The organism is Mycobacterium sp. P4_H6 (assembly GCF_056400845.1).
This window is the reverse complement of record NZ_JBFUKN010000020.1, coordinates 36,181-53,727: the sequence shown is the minus strand read 5'-3', so window position 1 is coordinate 53,727 and position 17,547 is coordinate 36,181. Positions and strand designations below refer to the sequence as shown.

At 68.8% G+C, this 17,547-nt stretch carries 13 protein-coding genes; 5 read left to right on the top strand and 8 right to left on the bottom strand.

All coding sequences use genetic code 11. The features are described 5' to 3' along the window. Nucleotides 1-2 precede the first annotated feature (2 nt). From AC1DTF_RS10935 to AC1DTF_RS10915, 5 genes are all read left to right on the top strand, one after another. Complete coding sequence (locus AC1DTF_RS10935; protein ID WP_477474077.1) at nt 3-713, top strand: phosphatidylserine decarboxylase; 711 nt, start codon at nt 3-5, stop codon at nt 711-713. Continuing rightward, a complete protein-coding gene (locus AC1DTF_RS10930) occupies nt 713-1,570 on the top strand; it encodes a CDP-alcohol phosphatidyltransferase family protein (protein WP_057170181.1) in 858 nt (285 codons plus the stop codon). Before AC1DTF_RS10935 ends, AC1DTF_RS10930 begins: the two co-directional genes overlap by 1 nt. Beyond that, a complete protein-coding gene (locus AC1DTF_RS10925) occupies nt 1,567-3,717 on the top strand; it encodes an AAA family ATPase (protein WP_477474076.1) in 2,151 nt (716 codons plus the stop codon). Before AC1DTF_RS10930 ends, AC1DTF_RS10925 begins: the two co-directional genes overlap by 4 nt. A 76-nt stretch (nt 3,718-3,793) precedes the next feature. Continuing rightward, nucleotides 3,794-5,101 carry a phthiocerol/phthiodiolone dimycocerosyl transferase family protein gene (locus AC1DTF_RS10920; protein WP_477474075.1) on the top strand — a complete coding sequence of 436 codons (1,308 nt, stop codon included), beginning with the start codon at nt 3,794-3,796 and terminating at the stop codon, nt 5,099-5,101. Next, nucleotides 5,091-6,380: a cytochrome P450 gene (locus tag AC1DTF_RS10915; protein ID WP_477474074.1), complete on the top strand. Its 1,290-nt coding sequence runs from the start codon at nt 5,091-5,093 to the stop codon at nt 6,378-6,380. The genes AC1DTF_RS10920 and AC1DTF_RS10915 overlap by 11 nt, the downstream gene beginning before the upstream one ends. On the opposite strand, the gene AC1DTF_RS10910 is transcribed toward AC1DTF_RS10915, so the two are convergent. Genes AC1DTF_RS10910 through AC1DTF_RS10875 form a run of 8 tightly spaced genes read right to left on the bottom strand, consistent with a single transcriptional unit; the run spans nt 6,377 to nt 17,543 of the window. After that, complete coding sequence (locus AC1DTF_RS10910) at nt 6,377-7,660, bottom strand: glycosyltransferase (RefSeq protein WP_477474073.1); 1,284 nt, start codon at nt 7,658-7,660, stop codon at nt 6,377-6,379. The genes AC1DTF_RS10915 and AC1DTF_RS10910 overlap by 4 nt on opposite strands. Next, nucleotides 7,660-8,532 carry a UbiA prenyltransferase family protein gene (locus AC1DTF_RS10905; protein ID WP_477474072.1) on the bottom strand — a complete coding sequence of 291 codons (873 nt, stop codon included), beginning with the start codon at nt 8,530-8,532 and terminating at the stop codon, nt 7,660-7,662. The genes AC1DTF_RS10910 and AC1DTF_RS10905 overlap by 1 nt, the downstream gene beginning before the upstream one ends. Beyond that, nucleotides 8,529-9,422 carry an AfsA-related hotdog domain-containing protein gene (locus AC1DTF_RS10900; RefSeq protein ID WP_477474071.1) on the bottom strand — a complete coding sequence of 298 codons (894 nt, stop codon included), beginning with the start codon at nt 9,420-9,422 and terminating at the stop codon, nt 8,529-8,531. The genes AC1DTF_RS10905 and AC1DTF_RS10900 overlap by 4 nt, the downstream gene beginning before the upstream one ends. Next, nucleotides 9,419-10,252 (bottom strand): nucleoside-diphosphate kinase, encoded by an 834-nt coding sequence (locus AC1DTF_RS10895; RefSeq protein WP_477474070.1) that lies wholly within the window; start codon nt 10,250-10,252, stop codon nt 9,419-9,421. Before AC1DTF_RS10895 ends, AC1DTF_RS10900 begins: the two co-directional genes overlap by 4 nt. Continuing rightward, nucleotides 10,249-11,313 (bottom strand): SDR family oxidoreductase, encoded by a 1,065-nt coding sequence (locus AC1DTF_RS10890; RefSeq protein WP_477474069.1) that lies wholly within the window; start codon nt 11,311-11,313, stop codon nt 10,249-10,251. Before AC1DTF_RS10890 ends, AC1DTF_RS10895 begins: the two co-directional genes overlap by 4 nt. Then, nucleotides 11,310-11,552 carry an acyl carrier protein gene (locus AC1DTF_RS10885; protein ID WP_477474068.1) on the bottom strand — a complete coding sequence of 81 codons (243 nt, stop codon included), beginning with the start codon at nt 11,550-11,552 and terminating at the stop codon, nt 11,310-11,312. Before AC1DTF_RS10885 ends, AC1DTF_RS10890 begins: the two co-directional genes overlap by 4 nt. Then, a complete protein-coding gene (locus AC1DTF_RS10880) occupies nt 11,549-14,821 on the bottom strand; it encodes an AMP-binding protein (RefSeq protein WP_477474067.1) in 3,273 nt (1,090 codons plus the stop codon). Before AC1DTF_RS10880 ends, AC1DTF_RS10885 begins: the two co-directional genes overlap by 4 nt. After that, entirely contained in the window at nt 14,814-17,543 is a 2,730-nt protein-coding gene (locus tag AC1DTF_RS10875) for a phosphoenolpyruvate synthase (RefSeq protein WP_477474066.1), read from the bottom strand. Before AC1DTF_RS10875 ends, AC1DTF_RS10880 begins: the two co-directional genes overlap by 8 nt. Nucleotides 17,544-17,547: the final 4 nt, after the last annotated feature.

Below are 17,547 nucleotides of genomic sequence, written 5' to 3'. Positions count from 1 at the left end.
ATATGGCCAGACCTGCGCGATCACCCGATGACGACCGCTCAGAAGCGCAACGCTTCATCGAACTCGTCCGTTCCACCGTCCCTCCGGTCCATCAGGCCGGCCTGCCGTTCATCGCGGGCGGGCTGGGCTTGGCGGCCGCCGGCCGCAACCGACGCTGGCTGCGCAATGCCGGTCTCGGCGCCGCGAGCTTCAGCGCACTGTTCTTCCGGCATCCGCCCCGCGTGCCCCCGAGCCGTCCCGGTGTCGTCGTGGCACCGGCCGACGGGCTGGTCACCCTGCTGGACACCGCGGTGCCGCCCGCGGAACTCGGCATCGGCGACGCCCCGATGAAGCGGATCAGCATCTTCCTGTCCATCTTCGACGCGCACGTGCAGCGCGCGCCGGTGGCCGGCGAGGTCATGGCGGTGCAGCACCGCCCGGGCAAGTTCCTCTCCGCGGACAAGGACACCGCCAGCGAGGACAACGAACGCAACAGCCTGTGGCTGCGCACCGAGGACGGCGTGGACATCGTCGCCGTGCAGATCGCCGGACTGATCGCCCGGCGCATCGTGTGCAGCGCCCACACCGGTGACAAGCTGGCCCTCGGCGAGACCTACGGACTGATCCGGTTCGGCTCCCGGCTGGACACCTACTTCCCCACCGATGCCCATGTGCTGGTGGAGAGCGGCCAGCGGGCCATCGGCGGGGAAACCGTCCTAGCCGAGCTGCCCTGATGCAACGCACCAAACCACGCCCGGCGGCGATGCGCATCCTGCCGAGCGCCACCACGGTGCTGGCGATCTGCGCGGGGCTGACGTCCATCAAGTTCGCGCTCGACGACCAGCCTCATATCGCCCTCGCGCTGATCGGCGCCGCCGCGATCCTGGACGGTATCGACGGCGGCATCGCCCGCGCGCTGGATGCCCAGTCGCGGATGGGCGCCGAGATCGACTCGCTGGCCGACGCGGTGAACTTCGGCGTGGCGCCCGCGCTGGTGGTGTACGTGACGTTGCTGCCGACGTCCCCGGTGGGCTGGATCTTCGCGCTGCTGTACTGCGTGTGCATCGTGCTGCGGTTGGCGCGCTTCAACGCGTTGCTCGACGACACCACCAAACCCGCCTACACGCGGCAGTACTTCACCGGCATGCCCGCGCCCTGCGGGGCCGTCGGCGTCATCGCGCCGCTGGCCGCCATGCTGCAGTTCGGCCAGGGCTGGTGGACCGCACCCTGGTTCGTGTGTCTGTGGTTCGCGGCGAACGCCACCCTGCTGGTCAGCCGCATCCCCACGCTGGCGCTGAAATCGGTCTCGATGCCGCCCAACGCGGCGCCGTTCCTGTTGATCGCCATCGCCGCTGCAGCCGCCGCGCTGCTGCTGTTCCCCTACGTGCTGCTGCTGCTCATCGTGGTCGGCTACGTCTGCGTCATCCCCTTCACCATCCGCAGTCAACGCTGGGTTGCGGCACGACCGGAGACGTGGAACGACAAACCGGGCCAACGCCGTCAGGCCCGCCGCGAGATCCGCCGCGCCGCCCAGCCGCACCGCCGCTCTATGTCGCGGCTGGGCCTGCGCAAGCCGCAGGGCCGCAAATGACCGAACTCCGGCTGACCGCCCGGCTGACCACCTCGGCCCTGGACAGCCGGCGCGGGGTGGTGCGCCTGCATCCCGAGGCCATCGCCGCCTTGGGCATCCGTGAATGGGACGCGGTGTCCCTGCTGGGTGCGCGCAGCACCGCGGCGGTGGTGGGCCTGGCACCCGGCGGCACCCCGGCCGGGGTGGCACTGGTCGACGATGTGACGCTGTCCAACGCCGGTTTGCGGGAGAACGCGGAGGTGGTGGTGGCCCCGGTGACGGTGTTCGGCGCCCGTTCGGTCACCCTGACCGGTTCCCGGCTGGCCACCCAGTCGGTGACGCCGGCGACGCTGCGCATGGCGCTGCTGGGCAAGGTGATGACCGTCGGCGACACCGTTTCGCTGCTGCCCCGCGATCTCGGCCCGGGCACCTCGACATCGGCGGCGACCACCGCGCTGACCACCTCGGTGGGCATCACCTGGACCTCCGAGCTGCTGACGGTGACCGACGTGGATCCGGCCGGAACCGTGAGCGTGCAACCCAATTCGAATGTCTGCTGGGGCGACGGCACCACCGTCACCACCCCGGCCACCCCCAGCCAGGCGCCGGCCGCACCCGCGATCCCACTCGATGATCTCAAGGGTGCCCACGTGCAGGCCGGCAAGCTGGCCGAATGGCTCAAGCTGGCGCTCGACGAGCCGCAGTTGCTGGAAAGCCTGGGCGCCACAGCCAATCTCGGTGTGCTCGTGTCCGGGCCCGCCGGTGTGGGCAAGTCCACCCTGGTGCGGGCGGTCTGCGCCGAGCGCCGGCTGATCGAACTGGACGGACCCGAGGTCGGCGCGCTGCGCGCCGAGGACCGGCTGTCCAGTGTGGCGTCCGCGGTCAACTCGGTCCGCGACGGCGGCGGTGTGCTGCTCATCACCGACATCGACGCGCTGCTGCCCGCCACCGCCGAACCGGTGGCCACCCTGATCCTCACCGAACTGCGCAACGCGGTGTCCACCAAGGGCGCCGCCTTCATCGCCACCTCGGCGCTACCCGACAACGTCGACGCGCGGCTGCGGGCACCCGATATGTGTGACCGCGAACTCGGGCTGAGCCTGCCCGACGGCGCGACCCGCAGGGCCCTGTTGGAGGTGCTGCTGCGCGGGGTACCCGCCGGTGACCTGAACCTCGACGAGATCGGGGAACGCACACCCGGTTTCGTCGTCGCCGACCTGGCCGCCCTGGTCCGCGAGGCYGCTCTGCGGGCCGCCGCGCGGGCCAGCGCCGACGGGCAGCCGCCCGCACTGACCCAGGATGACTTCAACGGGGCGCTGTCGATCATCCGCCCACTGTCCCGGTCGGCCACCGAGGAGGTGGCCGTCGGTTCGGTCACCCTCGAGGACGTCGGCGACATGGTCGAGACCAAGCAGGCGCTCACCGAGGCGGTGCTGTGGCCGCTGCAGCACCCGGACACCTTCGCCCGCCTCGGCGTGCAACCCCCGCGCGGCGTGCTGCTCTACGGACCTCCCGGCTGCGGTAAGACGTTCGTGGTGCGCGCGCTGGCCAGTTCGGGCCGCCTCAGCGTGCACGCCGTCAAGGGCGCCGAGCTGATGGACAAGTGGGTCGGATCCTCGGAGAAGGCGGTGCGCGAATTGTTCCGCCGCGCACGCGATTCGGCGCCCTCGCTGGTGTTCCTCGACGAGATCGACGCACTCGCACCGCGACGCGGGCAGAGCCACGATTCCGGGGTGACCGACCGGGTGGTGGCCGCACTGCTGACCGAACTGGACGGCATCGACCCGCTGCGCGATGTGGTGGTGCTGGGCGCCACCAACCGTCCCGACCTGATCGACCCGGCGCTGCTGCGCCCGGGCCGGCTGGAGAAGCTGGTGTTCGTCGAACCCCCGGATGCGCAGGCACGCAAGGACATTCTGCGCACGTCGGGTAAGTCCATCCCGCTCGCCGACGATGTGGACCTCGATGCGCTGGCCGAGGATCTGGACGGGTACAGCGCCGCGGACTGTGTTGCGCTGCTGCGCGAAGCCGCCCTGACGGCGATGCGGCGCTCCATCGACGCGGCCGACGTCACCGCCGAGGACGTGGCCAAGGCCCGCGAGAACGTGCGCCCGTCACTGGACCCGGCGCAGGTCGAATCGTTGCGGGCGTTCTCCCAGAACCGATAAACGAGTACCGCTGTACCTAGGTCCCCCGGTGCGTGTGCCGAAAGAATCACGGAACACCACATGCACAGGAGGCCTCATGCTGGAGACGGTTCCCCCCACGGTGCGCTGCCCGCAGGGCCGGGCGCTGTCTCCGTTCGAGACGATCCATGCGCTGGTCTGCGAGACGACCGTGATGGCGAGCCGGATGACCGGACCACTGGACCTGGACGCGCTGCACGCCGCGTGGAATCGGTTGGTACAGCGCAACCCCGTGCTGACCGGCCGGATCGGCTTCGGAGCCGCCGGGCCGGAACTCATCGTCGAGGCGTCTACGCCCGCGCCGCCGTTGACCAGCGGCCGGGTCGATCCGGCACAGCACACCACGACCCCCATCGGCATCGGGGAGACGGTGTCCTTTCTCGACGTCACCCCGGCGCCCGGCGACGAGCACTGGGTGAGCCTGGTGACCCACCACGCCATTGCCGACGGCATCCTGGTGTACCACTGGTTCGGGATCCTCTGGCAGAACTACACGCAGATCCTGGCCGGCGCCACGATGCCGGTACCCGAACCGTTGCCCGCACCGGCCGCCACGGAGACGCTGCTGGCCGACCGCGGTGTCACGAAGGGGCCGCGCAGCGGCGCCGAACGACTCGACGGTGTCGTGGTGTACCCGTTCCGCGACCCGGTCGGCCGCAGCCCGGACGCGGACCCATTCGCTCAGCACCGGATCGTCACCGTGCTGAGCGCCGAGGACACCGCCGCCCTGCGCGCGTCGGCCAAGGCACTCAACGAAACGCTGCACGGATTGATATGCGGTGCCGTTCTTCTCGCCGAGCGTGAACTGTTGGACCCCGACGGTCCGCTGCCGATGGGCCTGATCTCGCACGTGAACATCCGCCGGTGGATGAGCCCGCCCGCCGATGAGGCCGACGGGACCAATGTGCTCGGGTACTCCTGCGCCCAGGTCATCGTCGACCCGGCCGACGATCCGCGGCACATCGGCGAGCAGATCCTGAGCCAGCTGCACACCGACCTGGAAGACGGTGTGGTGCAGCAGACCTGCCTGCACATTCCCGACATCATCGCGCGGTGGGCCACCAGCGACAACCTCGAGCCGATCTCGGTGTCGAACATGGGTGAGTTCGCGCCGTTGACGCTGCCCGCCGGGGTGCACGCGGGGGAATTCCAGATCAGGGGCAACGCCAACTACGCCGTACTGGCGGGCGGCGGGCCGCCGGACAACCTGCCGCTGTCCACCGGACGTCACCACATGGTCTTCAGCTATCACGGACGGCTGAACATACAGACCAGCTACCCGGCGGCCGTCCTCACCGCCGCCCGGGCCGAGGCCTTCGCCGACCGGATCAGGACGCTACTGCTGACGATGGCGCATGACGGCTGAGTTCCCCACCGCCCCAGGGAGACTGCCGCTACTCGGCCATGCGCACCTGGTCACCGGGGACCCACGGGCCTTCCTCACCTCGCTACCCGAACTCGGGCCCGTCGTCCGGATCTACCTCGGCACGCGGCCCGCCTACGTGCTCACCACGCCGGAGACCATTCGCGAGGTGAGCCTCGGCCGGGCGGGGACCTTCCATCGCGATGCGCTGCGGGACGCCATCAGCAAACTGGTCAGCGGCGCCACCAACGTCCTCAGCGGCACCGAACACGATGTACGTAGGCGGATGATCGCCCCGGCATTCCGCCAGGGCCGACTCAACGAGTACGCAGGCCACGTCGCCGCCATCGCCGACGACTGGTCGGCGGCCTTCACCGCCGGCGACTGCGGTGATCTACGCTCCCGCGTCCACGAACTCGTCACCCGCACCATGTTCGCCACCCTGTTCCGGTCCGATTCCGGCGCCGACGAGGCGAGCTTCATCCAGCGGCGGATCCCCTGGCTGCTCGGCGAGGTCATCATCCGGGGCGCGCTACCCAAACCGGCTCGGCGCCTGCGCATCATCCCCAATCGCCGGTTCGTCCGGCAGTCCGGCGAAGTACGCACGGCATTGCGATCGCTGATCGATCAGCGCCGCCAGGACACCGACCGCGGGGACATGCTCTCGGCGCTGCTGCATCTTCCGGATGACGATCTGGTGGACGAGCTGCTGCTGGCACTGGCTGCAAGTATCGGTTCGCAGTCCTCGATCTTCGCGTGGCTCATCTATGAGACCGCGCGCGCACCGCAGATCACCGAACGAATCTGCGCCGAAGTGGATTCGGTGGTCGGCACCGGCCCGGTGCGGCCCGAGCACGCGTCGTCGCTGCCGTTCCTGCGCAACGTCCTGATGGAGACGCTGCGGGTGTGGGCCCCGTGGATCTCGATGATCACCTCCGGCGGCCCTGTCCGCATCGGCGCCACACACTTTCCGGACAACACCGACTTCCTGTTCAGCCCGTACATGGTGCATCACCAGGAGCGGCATTTCCGGGACGCCGCCGTGTTCGACCCCGACCGCTGGGACCGTGCCGCCGGTGACCCGCAGGCGATGATGCCCTTCGGGATGGGCCAACGGCACTGCCCCGGGAATCATTTCGCGCTGTTGTCGATCACTCTGCAGGCGGCCGCCCTGTTCGCCCGGTGGCGTCCGGCGCTCCCCGACGATTTCGAGGTGAAGGTGCAGGGCAAGGATTTCGTGCTGTCACCGGCGGCACTGCCGGTGACGCTGACGCCTCGCTAGCCCGCGGCCTCCTTCTCGGCGATATCGCACACCATGGGCACACCGTCCCCGGTCGCGCGCAGCCTTGCTCCGAGAGCGGCTGCGCGGCTGCGGGTCTGCTCGTCGAGCAGCACATCGATCGCCGTGCCGAGGGTGCGCGCATCGAGCTTGGCGAACGGGATGTGTGCCCCGACGCCGAGCCGCTCGACCTGGGTTCCCCACAGCGGCTGGTCGAAGGACACCGAGCACACCAGCGTCGGCAGGCCGGCACGCAGACTCTCGAAGAGCGTCCCGATACCACCGTGGTGCACCGCCGCACCGCAGTGCGGAAAGATGAGGTCGTGGGCGAGGGCGTCGACGATCTTGACATTCGGCCCGACGCACAATGATTCGTCGCCCAGGTCGGCGCCACCCACACTGATCAAGGCGCGTTGCCCGGTCCGGTCGCAGATCTGCTGGATCAGCCCGATCACCGAGCCGAAGTCCTGTATCGGCAGGCTGCCGAACCCGAAGAAGATGGGCGGTGTGCCTGCAGCTGCCCACTGCACCACGTCGGTGTGTTCCTCGGCCAGTTCACCGATCGCCTCGCGGGCCGACCGCGGCAGCCACAGGAAGCCGACGAATGGTCGTGTCGATCCCCACTCTTCCGCCAGGCCGGGGACGAGCGCCGAATCGTACATCTGCAGCTCGGGCACCTGCCGTTTCGCGAGCTGAGACTCCGTGCTGGCTGTCGTTCTCGGCAGGTCCAGCTTCACCCGCAGATTGTTCAGGTACTTCCCGAACACCGCGGTGCGCAGCCGTTCCAGTGCGAACCAGGCACCCCGGTTGACGGCTCCCGGGATCGGCCAGTGGTGTGGCAGTGCACCGGGCGGCGCGTAGGAACTGTTCTTACGGCTCGGGTACGTGTGCAGTGTGACAACCGGGATGTCGCGCGCCTCGGCCAGGATGACCGAGCGGTCCTCACTGAACGTGGTGCACACGATCATCTCCGCGTCCGCGGAGATGTCGATCAGCTCATCGTCCATCCGGTCGGCGTACTCGGCCATCTGGCCGGACACCATCTGCATCAGCTTGAACGAGTTCCCCGCCGCCAGCGCCCGCTGCCCTTCGGGCGACGAGTAGAGCGCGTGCACATCGGGACCGAACTGCCGCGCGGTCAGGCCGGTCTTGCCGACGAAGTCGACGAAATTGGGTGGTGCGCCGATCACCACGGTATGACCGCGGCGTTCCAGCTCCAGGCCCAGCGCGATCCCGGGCTGAACATCGCCCCGGCTGCCTACGAGAGGGATGAGAATGCGCACTATGCACCTTTCGTGTGCAGGAGACCTTGGACCAGAATGCTGAGATAGAAGACGACCACGAAAACCGTCGGCCAGCTCCGCGGATGGTCGGCGGGCTGGCGGGTGAAAAAGATCCATGCCGACACGCAGGGCAATGCGACGGTCGCCAGCGGCAGCGGGTCACCGGTGAGCAGGATCGCCAGCAGCACCGCGAAGAGGCCGAAAGCCCATGCGGTGACCGCACTTGCGCGCGGGCCGAGCATCTGCGAATAGGAATGCGGGTCGCGCACGGCGGCGGACCGGGAGGTCTTTCTGGCGAACTCCAGATGCAGGAAGGCACTGGTGAACACCAACGGCACGGCGAGCGCCCGTAGATCCAGGCCGGGTTGGCCCACCATGATGAAACCGGTCACCAGGAACTGCGCCGGGCAGACAACCGCAAGGGCTGCCAACGGGTTGTCCCGTAGCCAGGCCGTCCGCGGTTCAGCCCACCAGAGCACCAGGCCGTAGCCGAGCGCGGTCGCCAGCAACGCCGTGGCCGAAAGCGAAACGGCCGACGCGAGAGTCAGCGCCAGCGCAGCGGTCGGCCACATCGCCTGCCGCAGTTCCCCGCCGGAGATCCGGCCCAGCACCAATGGTCGCGACGGATTGTGTGTCCGGTCGTAGGCGAGGTCCTTCTGGTCGTCGACCATCCGCAGGAAGGCACCCGCCGCGATCAGCGCCAGCACCTTCCACAGCGTGTCCCAGGTCGGTCGCCACGGTCCGCCGCCGCCGAGAACGACGGTCATGCTCTCGACGGCGACMACCCACAGCGTCAGGTACACCGGGTAGACCGGCAGGTAACGCTCGGCGAGATACGCGCCGACCCCGCCGCGGCGTTCGGTGACCGTCATTCGGCCGAGAAGGTCAGCTCGATCGCGGCACGGGTCTGCCCGGACTGAGTCACCGCCCCGCGAAAGGTCATATCGTCTTCGGGTGCCTGTGCCATGGTGACGGTACTGACGGCATCCAGTTCGGTGAAGGACGTGTAGTCGCACCGCAGCGAGGCCAGGCCGGTCACGCTCGGGRCTCGCGGCCCCATGACCGACAACGCGAGCTGACGGCAGGCCTCGATGATCAGACCACCGGGCAGATGATCGAGCGGGTGATCGAAGATCGTGGGGTGACCGAGGTCCACCACGATGGGTGCGCTCGCACCGTCGGCCGTCCCGGTCGGCTCGCCGATCACCACGTTCCGCGGATCTGTGCGGCCCACCCGTGCCGGCTCGGCGGGGAGCGCCGACGGCACCGGTTCCCAGCTCGCACCGTCGCGGAAGCTCTCCCACTGGGTGCCCGACATCCAGCCGAAGGCAGCGGTGAACTCCATCACCTTCGTGCCGTCATGGGTGACGACCGCGCCGACCTCCAGACCCTGCCGGAACTCTTTGCGCACGGCGATGTTGAACTCCAGGTTCAGTGCCGTGGTGTCGCGGCGCAGCGCGGTCAGATCGACCACGGAGAACTCGTAGTACCGCACCGTGTGCCGGGCATCCATCGGGACGTCGTAGAACAGATGGCTCGCGGCGATACACGCCTGCCGGAAGGCCTCCATGACGAGCAGCGGATCGTGGTAGGCCCGCTGGCAGGCGGTCGTGTCGGTGTGGAAGTGGTGCTGCCGCGGCAACTGCGCGTGGCAGATCCACCCCTGCTGCTGGCCGGTCACCGCGGTGACGAGCACCTCGCCGATCGCCCGTTTGTGCACGAGTTCGCGGGCGATCGTCTGAGAGTAATTGACTGCGTTCATGATTCATCCCGATCTTGCCGTCGATGCATGGGCAGGTGCGTCGATTCCAGTACGAGCCGGTACCAGGGATCCAGGGGGTGGTGCTCGTCGTCGGCCGCGTCGATGGCCGCCATCCAGTCCGGTCCGGTCTCCGGGCGTGACGCCACGCCCGCGGCCCGCAGATGCGCCCACACGGCGTCATGGGCTGCCCTCAGATCACCGCTTCGGCGCGGCACGCCGGCCTCGATCCGCCGCGCCAGCCGAATCGCCTCGGCGGCGACATCCACGCCGTCGGAACACGCCGAGATCACCTCGCTGAGCACAGGTTCGGCGAAGTAGATGCTCAACTCGCGCAGGACGTCGTCCGGGTCATCCGGCGAGTGGACCTGATTGAGCAGATAGGTGCCCGATGCCAGGGCATGCCGGAGTTGACCCGGCTGTCGCTGCGCGGGATCGGCGGGACCCTTGTCGGCGGTCAACCGGACCGATACCGGCACGGTGCCGTCGGGATGGCTGACGATCAGTACCACCGACGGCGTCATCTGCGCGAGTCGGTCGGCGAGCCTGCGCCGCTGGGGGGTGGCGAGGTGCCAGTTGAAATACCACAGCGCGCGCAGGTGCAGGGGGCTCAGTGACACCGGGTACGCCCCGACGATGCGGTAGCCGTTGTCGATCAGCCAGGACACCGCCCGGCTCATCCCACCGGTGATCGCCGCATCCGGCTTGAGCAACAGAACCGCTCTGCGCGAGGCGAACTCGCCGGCATCGATCCGTAGCCGGGCCAGCGCCTCATCGGTGTCCAGAAAGTAGACGTCGGATCGGTACCTGCCGGCGACACGCGTGTCGGTCATACGTGGCTCCTTTCTCGGTGCAAGGTGGCCAGCACCTCGGCGACGGACGGTTGGGGTCTGCCCAGATACCCGGTACGTAGGCATGAGTCGAGAATTCGGCGCAGATAGCCGGCACCCGACGACGGCGGCGTGACACCGAGTCGCTCGCGGGTGTTGGTGCTGTCGAACTCCGGGCGGCGGGTCAGGTAACTCGCGTACAGCGCGCCCACCTTGCGGTAGTAGCCCGCCTCGATCTCGTCGAGGTCGTCCACGCTGAAGGTGCTCGGTGGCACGAAGTCGGCCACCCGGAAGGACGGATATTCGGCCAGCACGTCCGAGATCATGCGCAGTGAAATCGGTTTCGCTCCCACGGCATGGAACGTGCGGCCGACGTTGTCGGAGAAACGCTCGGTGGCCGCGACGATGGTGTCGGCGACGTGCCGGATCGGCGAGAGTGCCAGCGTCGCACCGTACTGCCCGGGCAGGGTGCGTAACCGGCCCTCGACGATCAGCTTGAGCACCTGATAGATGTGCTTGTGCTCGCGGCTGTGCCCCGTGCGGTGATCGCCGGAGACGATGCCGGGACGCACCACCGCCCACCGCAGTCCCGAGCTGCGCACCAGCTGCTCGGCCCGGAACTTGCTGCGCTCGTAGTCGTTTCCGAAGCCCTGCCCCGCGTCGAGCTGATCCTCCCCGAACGGGCCGTTGTGCTCACCGCATACGTAGGCGGTGCTGACGTACACGAAGTCGCAGTCCCGGCGGCGCGCGAGCGCCAACGCGTTCGCGGTTCCCTGCACGTTGAGTTCGGTGTACCGCTGCTCCGGAAGCCCGAAGTCGGTGACGGCCGCGCAGTGCACCATGACGTCGATCTCATCGCCCAGCCCGCTGACACCGAACCCCTCGAGTCGAACGTCACCGCGCACAACCCGGGTCGGCCGCACGCGCCGGCCGCTGTTGGCGACGACGACGGGTCGGTCGTGCACGAGGGCCGTCACATCGTGCCCGCGAGCGACCAGACGGGCCACGACGTCCGCTCCGACATGTCCGGCCGCGCCGGTGACCAGGACACGCCGCCCGCTCACGACGGCACCTTGAGGTTCTGCACGAGTGCCACCAGGTCACCGACGGTCTGCACGCCCGCCAGCGTGTCCGGTGTCAGCGGCGGGAGGGCGAAGGCCCGCTCGACCGCGATGGACAGCTCCAGCAGGCGCAGCGACGTATAGCCGAGGTCACCGACGAACGCGCTGTGCAGGGCCGGTTCCACCGGTCCGGGGGCCATGGCGGTCACCAGCGCGAACACGTCGCTCCCGATGGTCGTCACGATTGCTCCCCGCCTGCCCGCGCGGACGGTTGCGCGCCGCCGCTGGCCAGCAGATCCCTCGCCTCGTCCAGTTCCACATAGGCATCCAGATAGCCGCCCATCCGCAGCCACTGGTAGCCGTATCGCAACGTCTCCTGCCACTGCGTCCGGGAGGCGAACGACGATGGGAACATCTCCCCGCCCGTCACCGCTTGGACGTCCGACACGAACTGGTCGACCTCGGCCAGCGCTCGCGATGCGTCATCGTGATCCTCGACTTTCAGTTCGGCGAGGTGGCGGGCCCGGGTGGCCAGCTCGGGGTGATCCGGCACCAGCGTGTCCAGTCCGTGCAGCAGCACCGGGTCGCCCGGCAATGGCGTGACGCCCCACGCGCTGGCCAGGATGCGGACCGCCATGGTGACGATGCGCCGTCCGCATAGCGCCGCCACCTCCCACTGACCGTCCTTGACGGCACCGTCGAAGTCCTCGCGGGCGTTCTCCAAGACCATGTTGGCCAGGATCAGCGCACTGGCGCCCTCGGCGAACGCCTTTGCCTTCAAGGGCGATCTGGAGATCGGCCCATCGGGCGGTGCGCCGTCGATGGTGATCACCGGGCGCCGGACCGACGGCGCCGGAGTCAGCGGCCTGCCCGGATCACACATCGCGGCAACCGGTGTGATGACACCGCCACCCCGCCAGGCCAGCGCGACCAGGCCGAGTCGCGCGAACAACGCCAGGTGCTCGCCGGGGACCCGGGTGTCGGCGAGGCTCTGTCCGAACACGACCTGCCGCCAGGATTCGGCACATTCGGCTGACAACACGAAGAGATCGTCCTTGTCACGGATGACGTGGGTCGTCGACCTGACGGGCCAGGTGGTGACGCCTGCAACCCGGCGCAGGATCACGTTCCGCGGGTCCACGCCGATTCTCGGCCCGCCCATGCGGGCGGCCAGTGCGAATGCCGCCCCGATGGTGAACTCGCGGTCCAGTTCTCGATAGTCGTCGAGGATCGCCGCGACCCTGGCGTCCGCGCGGAGCCGCAGCCGGTCCATCTGCGACGGCAGCCACTTGATCTCCACATAGCCCTCACCGTGATGGGCCAGGAATGCCTTCATGGTCTGGGCCAGACCTTCTCGGGCCCAGCTGACCGCCTCGGAGTCGCGGCCGAGCCCCGCCAGGGCGGCCGCCTGGCGCAGGCACTGATCGGCGCGGCGCTGCCACCATGTCGAAAGTAGCTCCGTGAGCTCCGGGTAGCCGACGACATCGCGCAACTCGCCATAGCCGGGTCCGGCCCTGAGCACGGTGCCCCGCAGGAATCGCTGCACGCGGTTGAGCGCATCCTCGGAGGCCACGGCACCGGTGTCCAGCGATCGGCGGATCCGCAGCAGCCGTGTGCGTACCTGGGCATGAGACTGCGCCCGGATCTCCACCCGGTGCCCGTCGATGAAGAGCACCGTCGGCATCACCGCTTCGGCACCGGCGCCCGGGATCAGCAGCAGCAGGTCGATATCGGAGCCCTCGTTGCCGAAACCCTCGGCAAGCGATCCCTCGAAATGCACTGTGGCGTCCTCCGGTATCACGGCGAGCGCACAGGCCTTCTCGAAGAGACCGCGCACCTTCTCGACCATGCCGTTGTCCGACACCGACAGCAGTTCCGCGCCGACCAGACCACCCGCGCACCACTGTTGCCACATGTGCGCGCGCCGCGGTTTGCCGCTGGAGGTACGGGCCAGCCCACCGCGGGGCACACCGACGAACTGCAGCCGGGCATCCGCGCCGACCTGTCCGCTCAGCGCGGTGCGCAGGCGCGAGAGTGCGGCGCCGGCGGGCTGCTCGATGAAGACCGTCACCCCGGCGCGTCCACCGTCGTCGACCGCGACCGTCATCACCCGGTTCGGTGTGGTGCCCAGCGCCGCGGCCGCCGACAGATCGAGATCCTCGGCGAAGATGCTGCGCCCGTTGACCTTCACGCTCGTTCCCATCCGCCCGAGTACGTACAGTTCGCCGTCGAGCAGGAAACCCGCATCCCCGGTGTGCAGTTCGCCACCGATGCAGCGGGTGGCGCTGTCCGGGTCCCCGCGGTAGCCGGCGAACACCGACTCACCTTCGAGCACGATTTCGCCGAGCACACCGTCGACCGTTGTCCCGGCGATCCGGATCCGGTGCCCGGGCATCGGGACGCCGACGGACACCACCCAGTCCGAACCGGCGGCGTTCAGGTCTTCGGCATGTTCGAGCACAGGCACCGGATCGCCCTGCCGCAGTGCGGATCTGTCGATACGCACCATCCGATGCGGCTGACCGAGCCGGTGCGCGGACGCGATCAGGGTCGCCTCGGCCAACCCATAGGACGGCAGGAAGGCGCGCGGCGAGAAGCCCCGAGCGGCAGTGAGTTCGACGAACGACCGCAGGTGGTCCGGATGGATCGGCTCCGCGCCGACCACGACGGTGCGCACCGTCGACAGATCGATGTCGGCGATATCCGCCGCGGACAACCGCCTGCCGGCGTAGGCCAGCCCGAACGGCGGAGTCACGGTGTGGCGGGCGTGCGCGGCAGCCCGCAACCAGCGGGCCGGATCGCGGACGAACTGATCGGGACGCATCAGGTAGAGGTCGCGTTGGCGGGTGATGGTCTGGAACACCGCGCCGATCAGGCCCATATCGTGATACAGCGGCAGCCAGGAGGCGGTGGCGTCCCCGGCACCCAGCAGGCATGCGGTGTCGATGGCGTCGAGATTGCTCGCCAGGCTGGGCCAGCCGATCTGCGCTCCCCTCGGTGCGCTGGTCGACCCGGATGTCATCTGCAGCAGCACGTTCGCGCCGGGCTCGGCCAGTTCGGCCAACGGCTCAGCTTCCGGCACGTCATCGAGCAGCACCACCCGGGGTGGTTGCGCCAGGCCGGCGACCGCTCTGGCGACCGTGTCCGCGAAGGCAACGCCGGTGAGCACGGTGCGCACCTGCGAGCTCGCCAGCACACCGGCCAGGTGCCGGAGGTACTGCTCGGGGTCATGAAACAGCGGCGGCGCGATGGGCGTCAGCGTCGCTCCCGCCGCGGGTACCGCGAACATCGCCGACAGGCACAGGTGCGATGTCGGCATCAGCACCCCGACGGTGTCGCCCGCGCGGATGCCCAGGCCGGCGAGCACGCCCGCGATGCGCCGGGCGCCGTCGGCCAGGGTCACATAGGAGCAGAAGTCCCAGCCCCCGTCATCGTCGGCCAGATGCACACCGGTACCGGCCTCGGGTGCATCCATCCAGCCACGGATTCGGTCGATAGCATTGTCACGCATCGGTTCTCGCTTGCTCCGGCTCACCCTGCAGCACCACGATGCTGCCGGCGGCCCCGTCGACCGTGACGGTCATGCCGGTTCGGACCGCATCGGTCAGGCCGTCGATCTGCACGACCGTCGGGACTCCCAGCTCGCGGGCGATGATCGCGACGTGGGTCAGCGGTGAGGCACGTTCGATCAACAGCGCCGACGCGAACGGCAACGCGGCCACCCAGCCCGGGTCGGTGCGGTAGGCCACCAAGATTCCGCTGGAGAAATCCTCCGGCTTCTCCACGACGACTGCCCGCCCGGTCACCACCCCGGGGCTGGAAGGGGTTCCGGTCAGCACCGTCCCTACCGCGGCCTGCGCGACATCGTCGGCGTCGCGCCAGCCGGCCTGCCCGAGGTCGGCCGGCGCGTAGGCCGAGCCGATCGTGCTGAACCGGGCAGGTGCCTTGAACTTTCGGTATTCCTCCTGCAATGTCCGCCGCCGGGTGATCACCTGCCGGGCGGCCGCCGGGGTGGTGGAGCCGTCGTACAACCCGAACAGCTCGTCGCGGCGCAGCAGGAACACATCGGCACGGTTCTCGATGATGTCGCGGCGCACGAGGTCGCGGGCCATCACCGCGACAAGCGATTTGAGGATTCCGAACCCTTGTGTGCGGGCGAAGCGCAGCCGCTCACGGTGGGTCGCCGCGCGCTGAATCTTGGCACGGAGGACGTCGAACAGCATTCGACGTGGGCCTTTGAGATGCGCGTCGAGGTAGGCCTGGGCCGCATCACCGGGACGCTCGGCCCCGTCCGGGGACGCCATCCGCAGCATGTGGAAGATGCCCGACGGGTCCTGGCGCAGGTCTGGCGCCTCCAGCTTGAGCTCGTCGAGACACCGGTAGCCGAACCGGTCGATGTAGTCGGTGACCTTGCGGTGCAACTCACGCCACGGCCCGCTGTCGTCCTCGGCGTATTCGATCAAGTGCAGGTATGCCGTGGTGGGGTCCGCAGATTCGAGGAATGCCCACAGCTCGGGATGGCGATGTGCGAACGCGGCGATATCAGCCAGCGCCCTGGCCGGTTCGATGGACACGACATCGGCGCCGGGGTTCACCACCGCGAACCCGAACCATTCGGGTGCCTTCGGCAGGAAAGCTCTGGTCATCGCCGCCAACAGCCCCACCGAGGTGAGCAGGATCGCGTCGAGCACCATCATCGGTCCCCAGATCTCGGCGACCTCGTCGTGGATCCGGCCGAACATCCGCTGAGCTTGCGGCCCGTCCAGCCCCGATACGTCGGCCAACCCGTGCCGGGCGATGAACTCGTGGAACGCGGTGTCGAAATCCTCGACCAACGCGTCGATGTGGCGGAACCGCTGCACGTAGGTGGCGGTGGTCCTGGCGCGGTGCCACCACCTGGTCGCGGCGTTGTCGAAGGTGAAGGGCCGCAGGGTCTGTGCGGTCGCGGCGTCGAGCGGTTCCCCGACGCCCAGGGCGACCTCGAGCACGCGCCTGTTCAAGGCATATCCGGGGGCGATACCCACCATGCGGTACCAGTGCAGCAGGTTGTAGTAGACGTGCCCGTTGAACTGGCCGAGCATCACCGGCAGCCACGACTCCATCTGCTCGAGTTGAGCCGGTGCCACGTTGAGACTGCGGGCGTAGACCCGGTAGACGTCGGCGTACAGGGTGCGCGCGGTGGTGAACGTCAGCGGCGAGGTGACACCGGCATAGCTCTCGATGATGTTGGAGTTGTCCCAGATCCGCAGCTCGCCGGCCGGGACTGCCTCGCCCAGATACTCTTCCGCGCTTGTGGATGTGCGATCGAGAGTGGTGATCGGCCGGGACTGCAGAATCCAGGTCCGCGCATCGCCGCACGCCCATTCGATGTCCTGCGGCACGCCGAAGTGTTGTTCCAGACGTGTCCCCAGTTCGGCGAGTTCCGCGGCCAGTGCTGGATCGACACTGCACGTGTCGCGCCGGTCGGTGGGCACCTCGACGGTGCGCACACCGCCGGAGTCGCCGGCGACCAGCATCTGTTGCTGGGCACCGAGACTGGTCCGGACCACCCGCCCGGTGTCCTTGTCGACGACGACGGAGTCCGGGTCGACCGCACCCGATACCAATCCCTCACCCAGTCCGAGCACGCCGTTGATGACGATCCGGTCGGTCGCCCCGGTGACCGGATCGGCGGTGAACAGGACACCGCTGCTGGATGATTCGATCAGGTGCTGCACGATCACGGCGAGCTCGACATCGCCGAAGCCGAGCCCGCGCAGGTGCCGGTACTGGGTGGCCCGCTGCGAGAACGCCGACGCCCAGCACCGGCGGACCGCGTCCTCGGCGGCGTCGATTCCGGTGACGTTGAGGAAGGTGTCGAACAAGCCGGCGAAGGAATGCGCGGCGCCGTCTTCCTGCCGCCCCGAGGACCGCACCGCGACCCTGCCATCTCCGACATGCTCAAGTGCGGCGTGGATGTCCTCACGGATCTCGGCAGAAATGGCCGACTCGGACATCATCCGTTCTGCGCGAGCGGCTTCCGCGAGGCGCTCGGCAAGCGTCAGCGGTGCATCGCTGAGTTGCACACCGGCGGACGCGGCAGCGGCGCGGAACGCGTCAGTACCCAGCACCGCCCACCGCGGCACCGGGACGCCGGCCGCGGTGAGCGCAAACAGGTTGCGCGCCTTGCCACCTGCCGATGCGTTCACCCGATCGACGGGTGATCCCGACGTGAGGAGAAATCCGTCCGCCATATTC

What these genes read in the sequence shown, in the direction of transcription:
- AC1DTF_RS10915 (WP_477474074.1), top strand. Translation starts at nt 5,091, where the DNA reads ATGACGGCTGAGTTCCCCACCGCCCCAGGGAGACTGCCGCTACTCGGC.
- AC1DTF_RS10920 (WP_477474075.1), top strand. Translation starts at nt 3,794, where the DNA reads ATGCTGGAGACGGTTCCCCCCACGGTGCGCTGCCCGCAGGGCCGGGCG.
- AC1DTF_RS10875 (WP_477474066.1), bottom strand. Translation starts at nt 17,543, where the DNA reads ATGGCGGACGGATTTCTCCTCACGTCGGGATCACCCGTCGATCGGGTG.
- AC1DTF_RS10880 (WP_477474067.1), bottom strand. Translation starts at nt 14,821, where the DNA reads ATGCGTGACAATGCTATCGACCGAATCCGTGGCTGGATGGATGCACCC.
- AC1DTF_RS10935 (WP_477474077.1), top strand. Translation starts at nt 3, where the DNA reads ATGGCCAGACCTGCGCGATCACCCGATGACGACCGCTCAGAAGCGCAA.
- AC1DTF_RS10930 (WP_057170181.1), top strand. Translation starts at nt 713, where the DNA reads ATGCAACGCACCAAACCACGCCCGGCGGCGATGCGCATCCTGCCGAGC.
- AC1DTF_RS10895 (WP_477474070.1), bottom strand. Translation starts at nt 10,252, where the DNA reads ATGACCGACACGCGTGTCGCCGGCAGGTACCGATCCGACGTCTACTTT.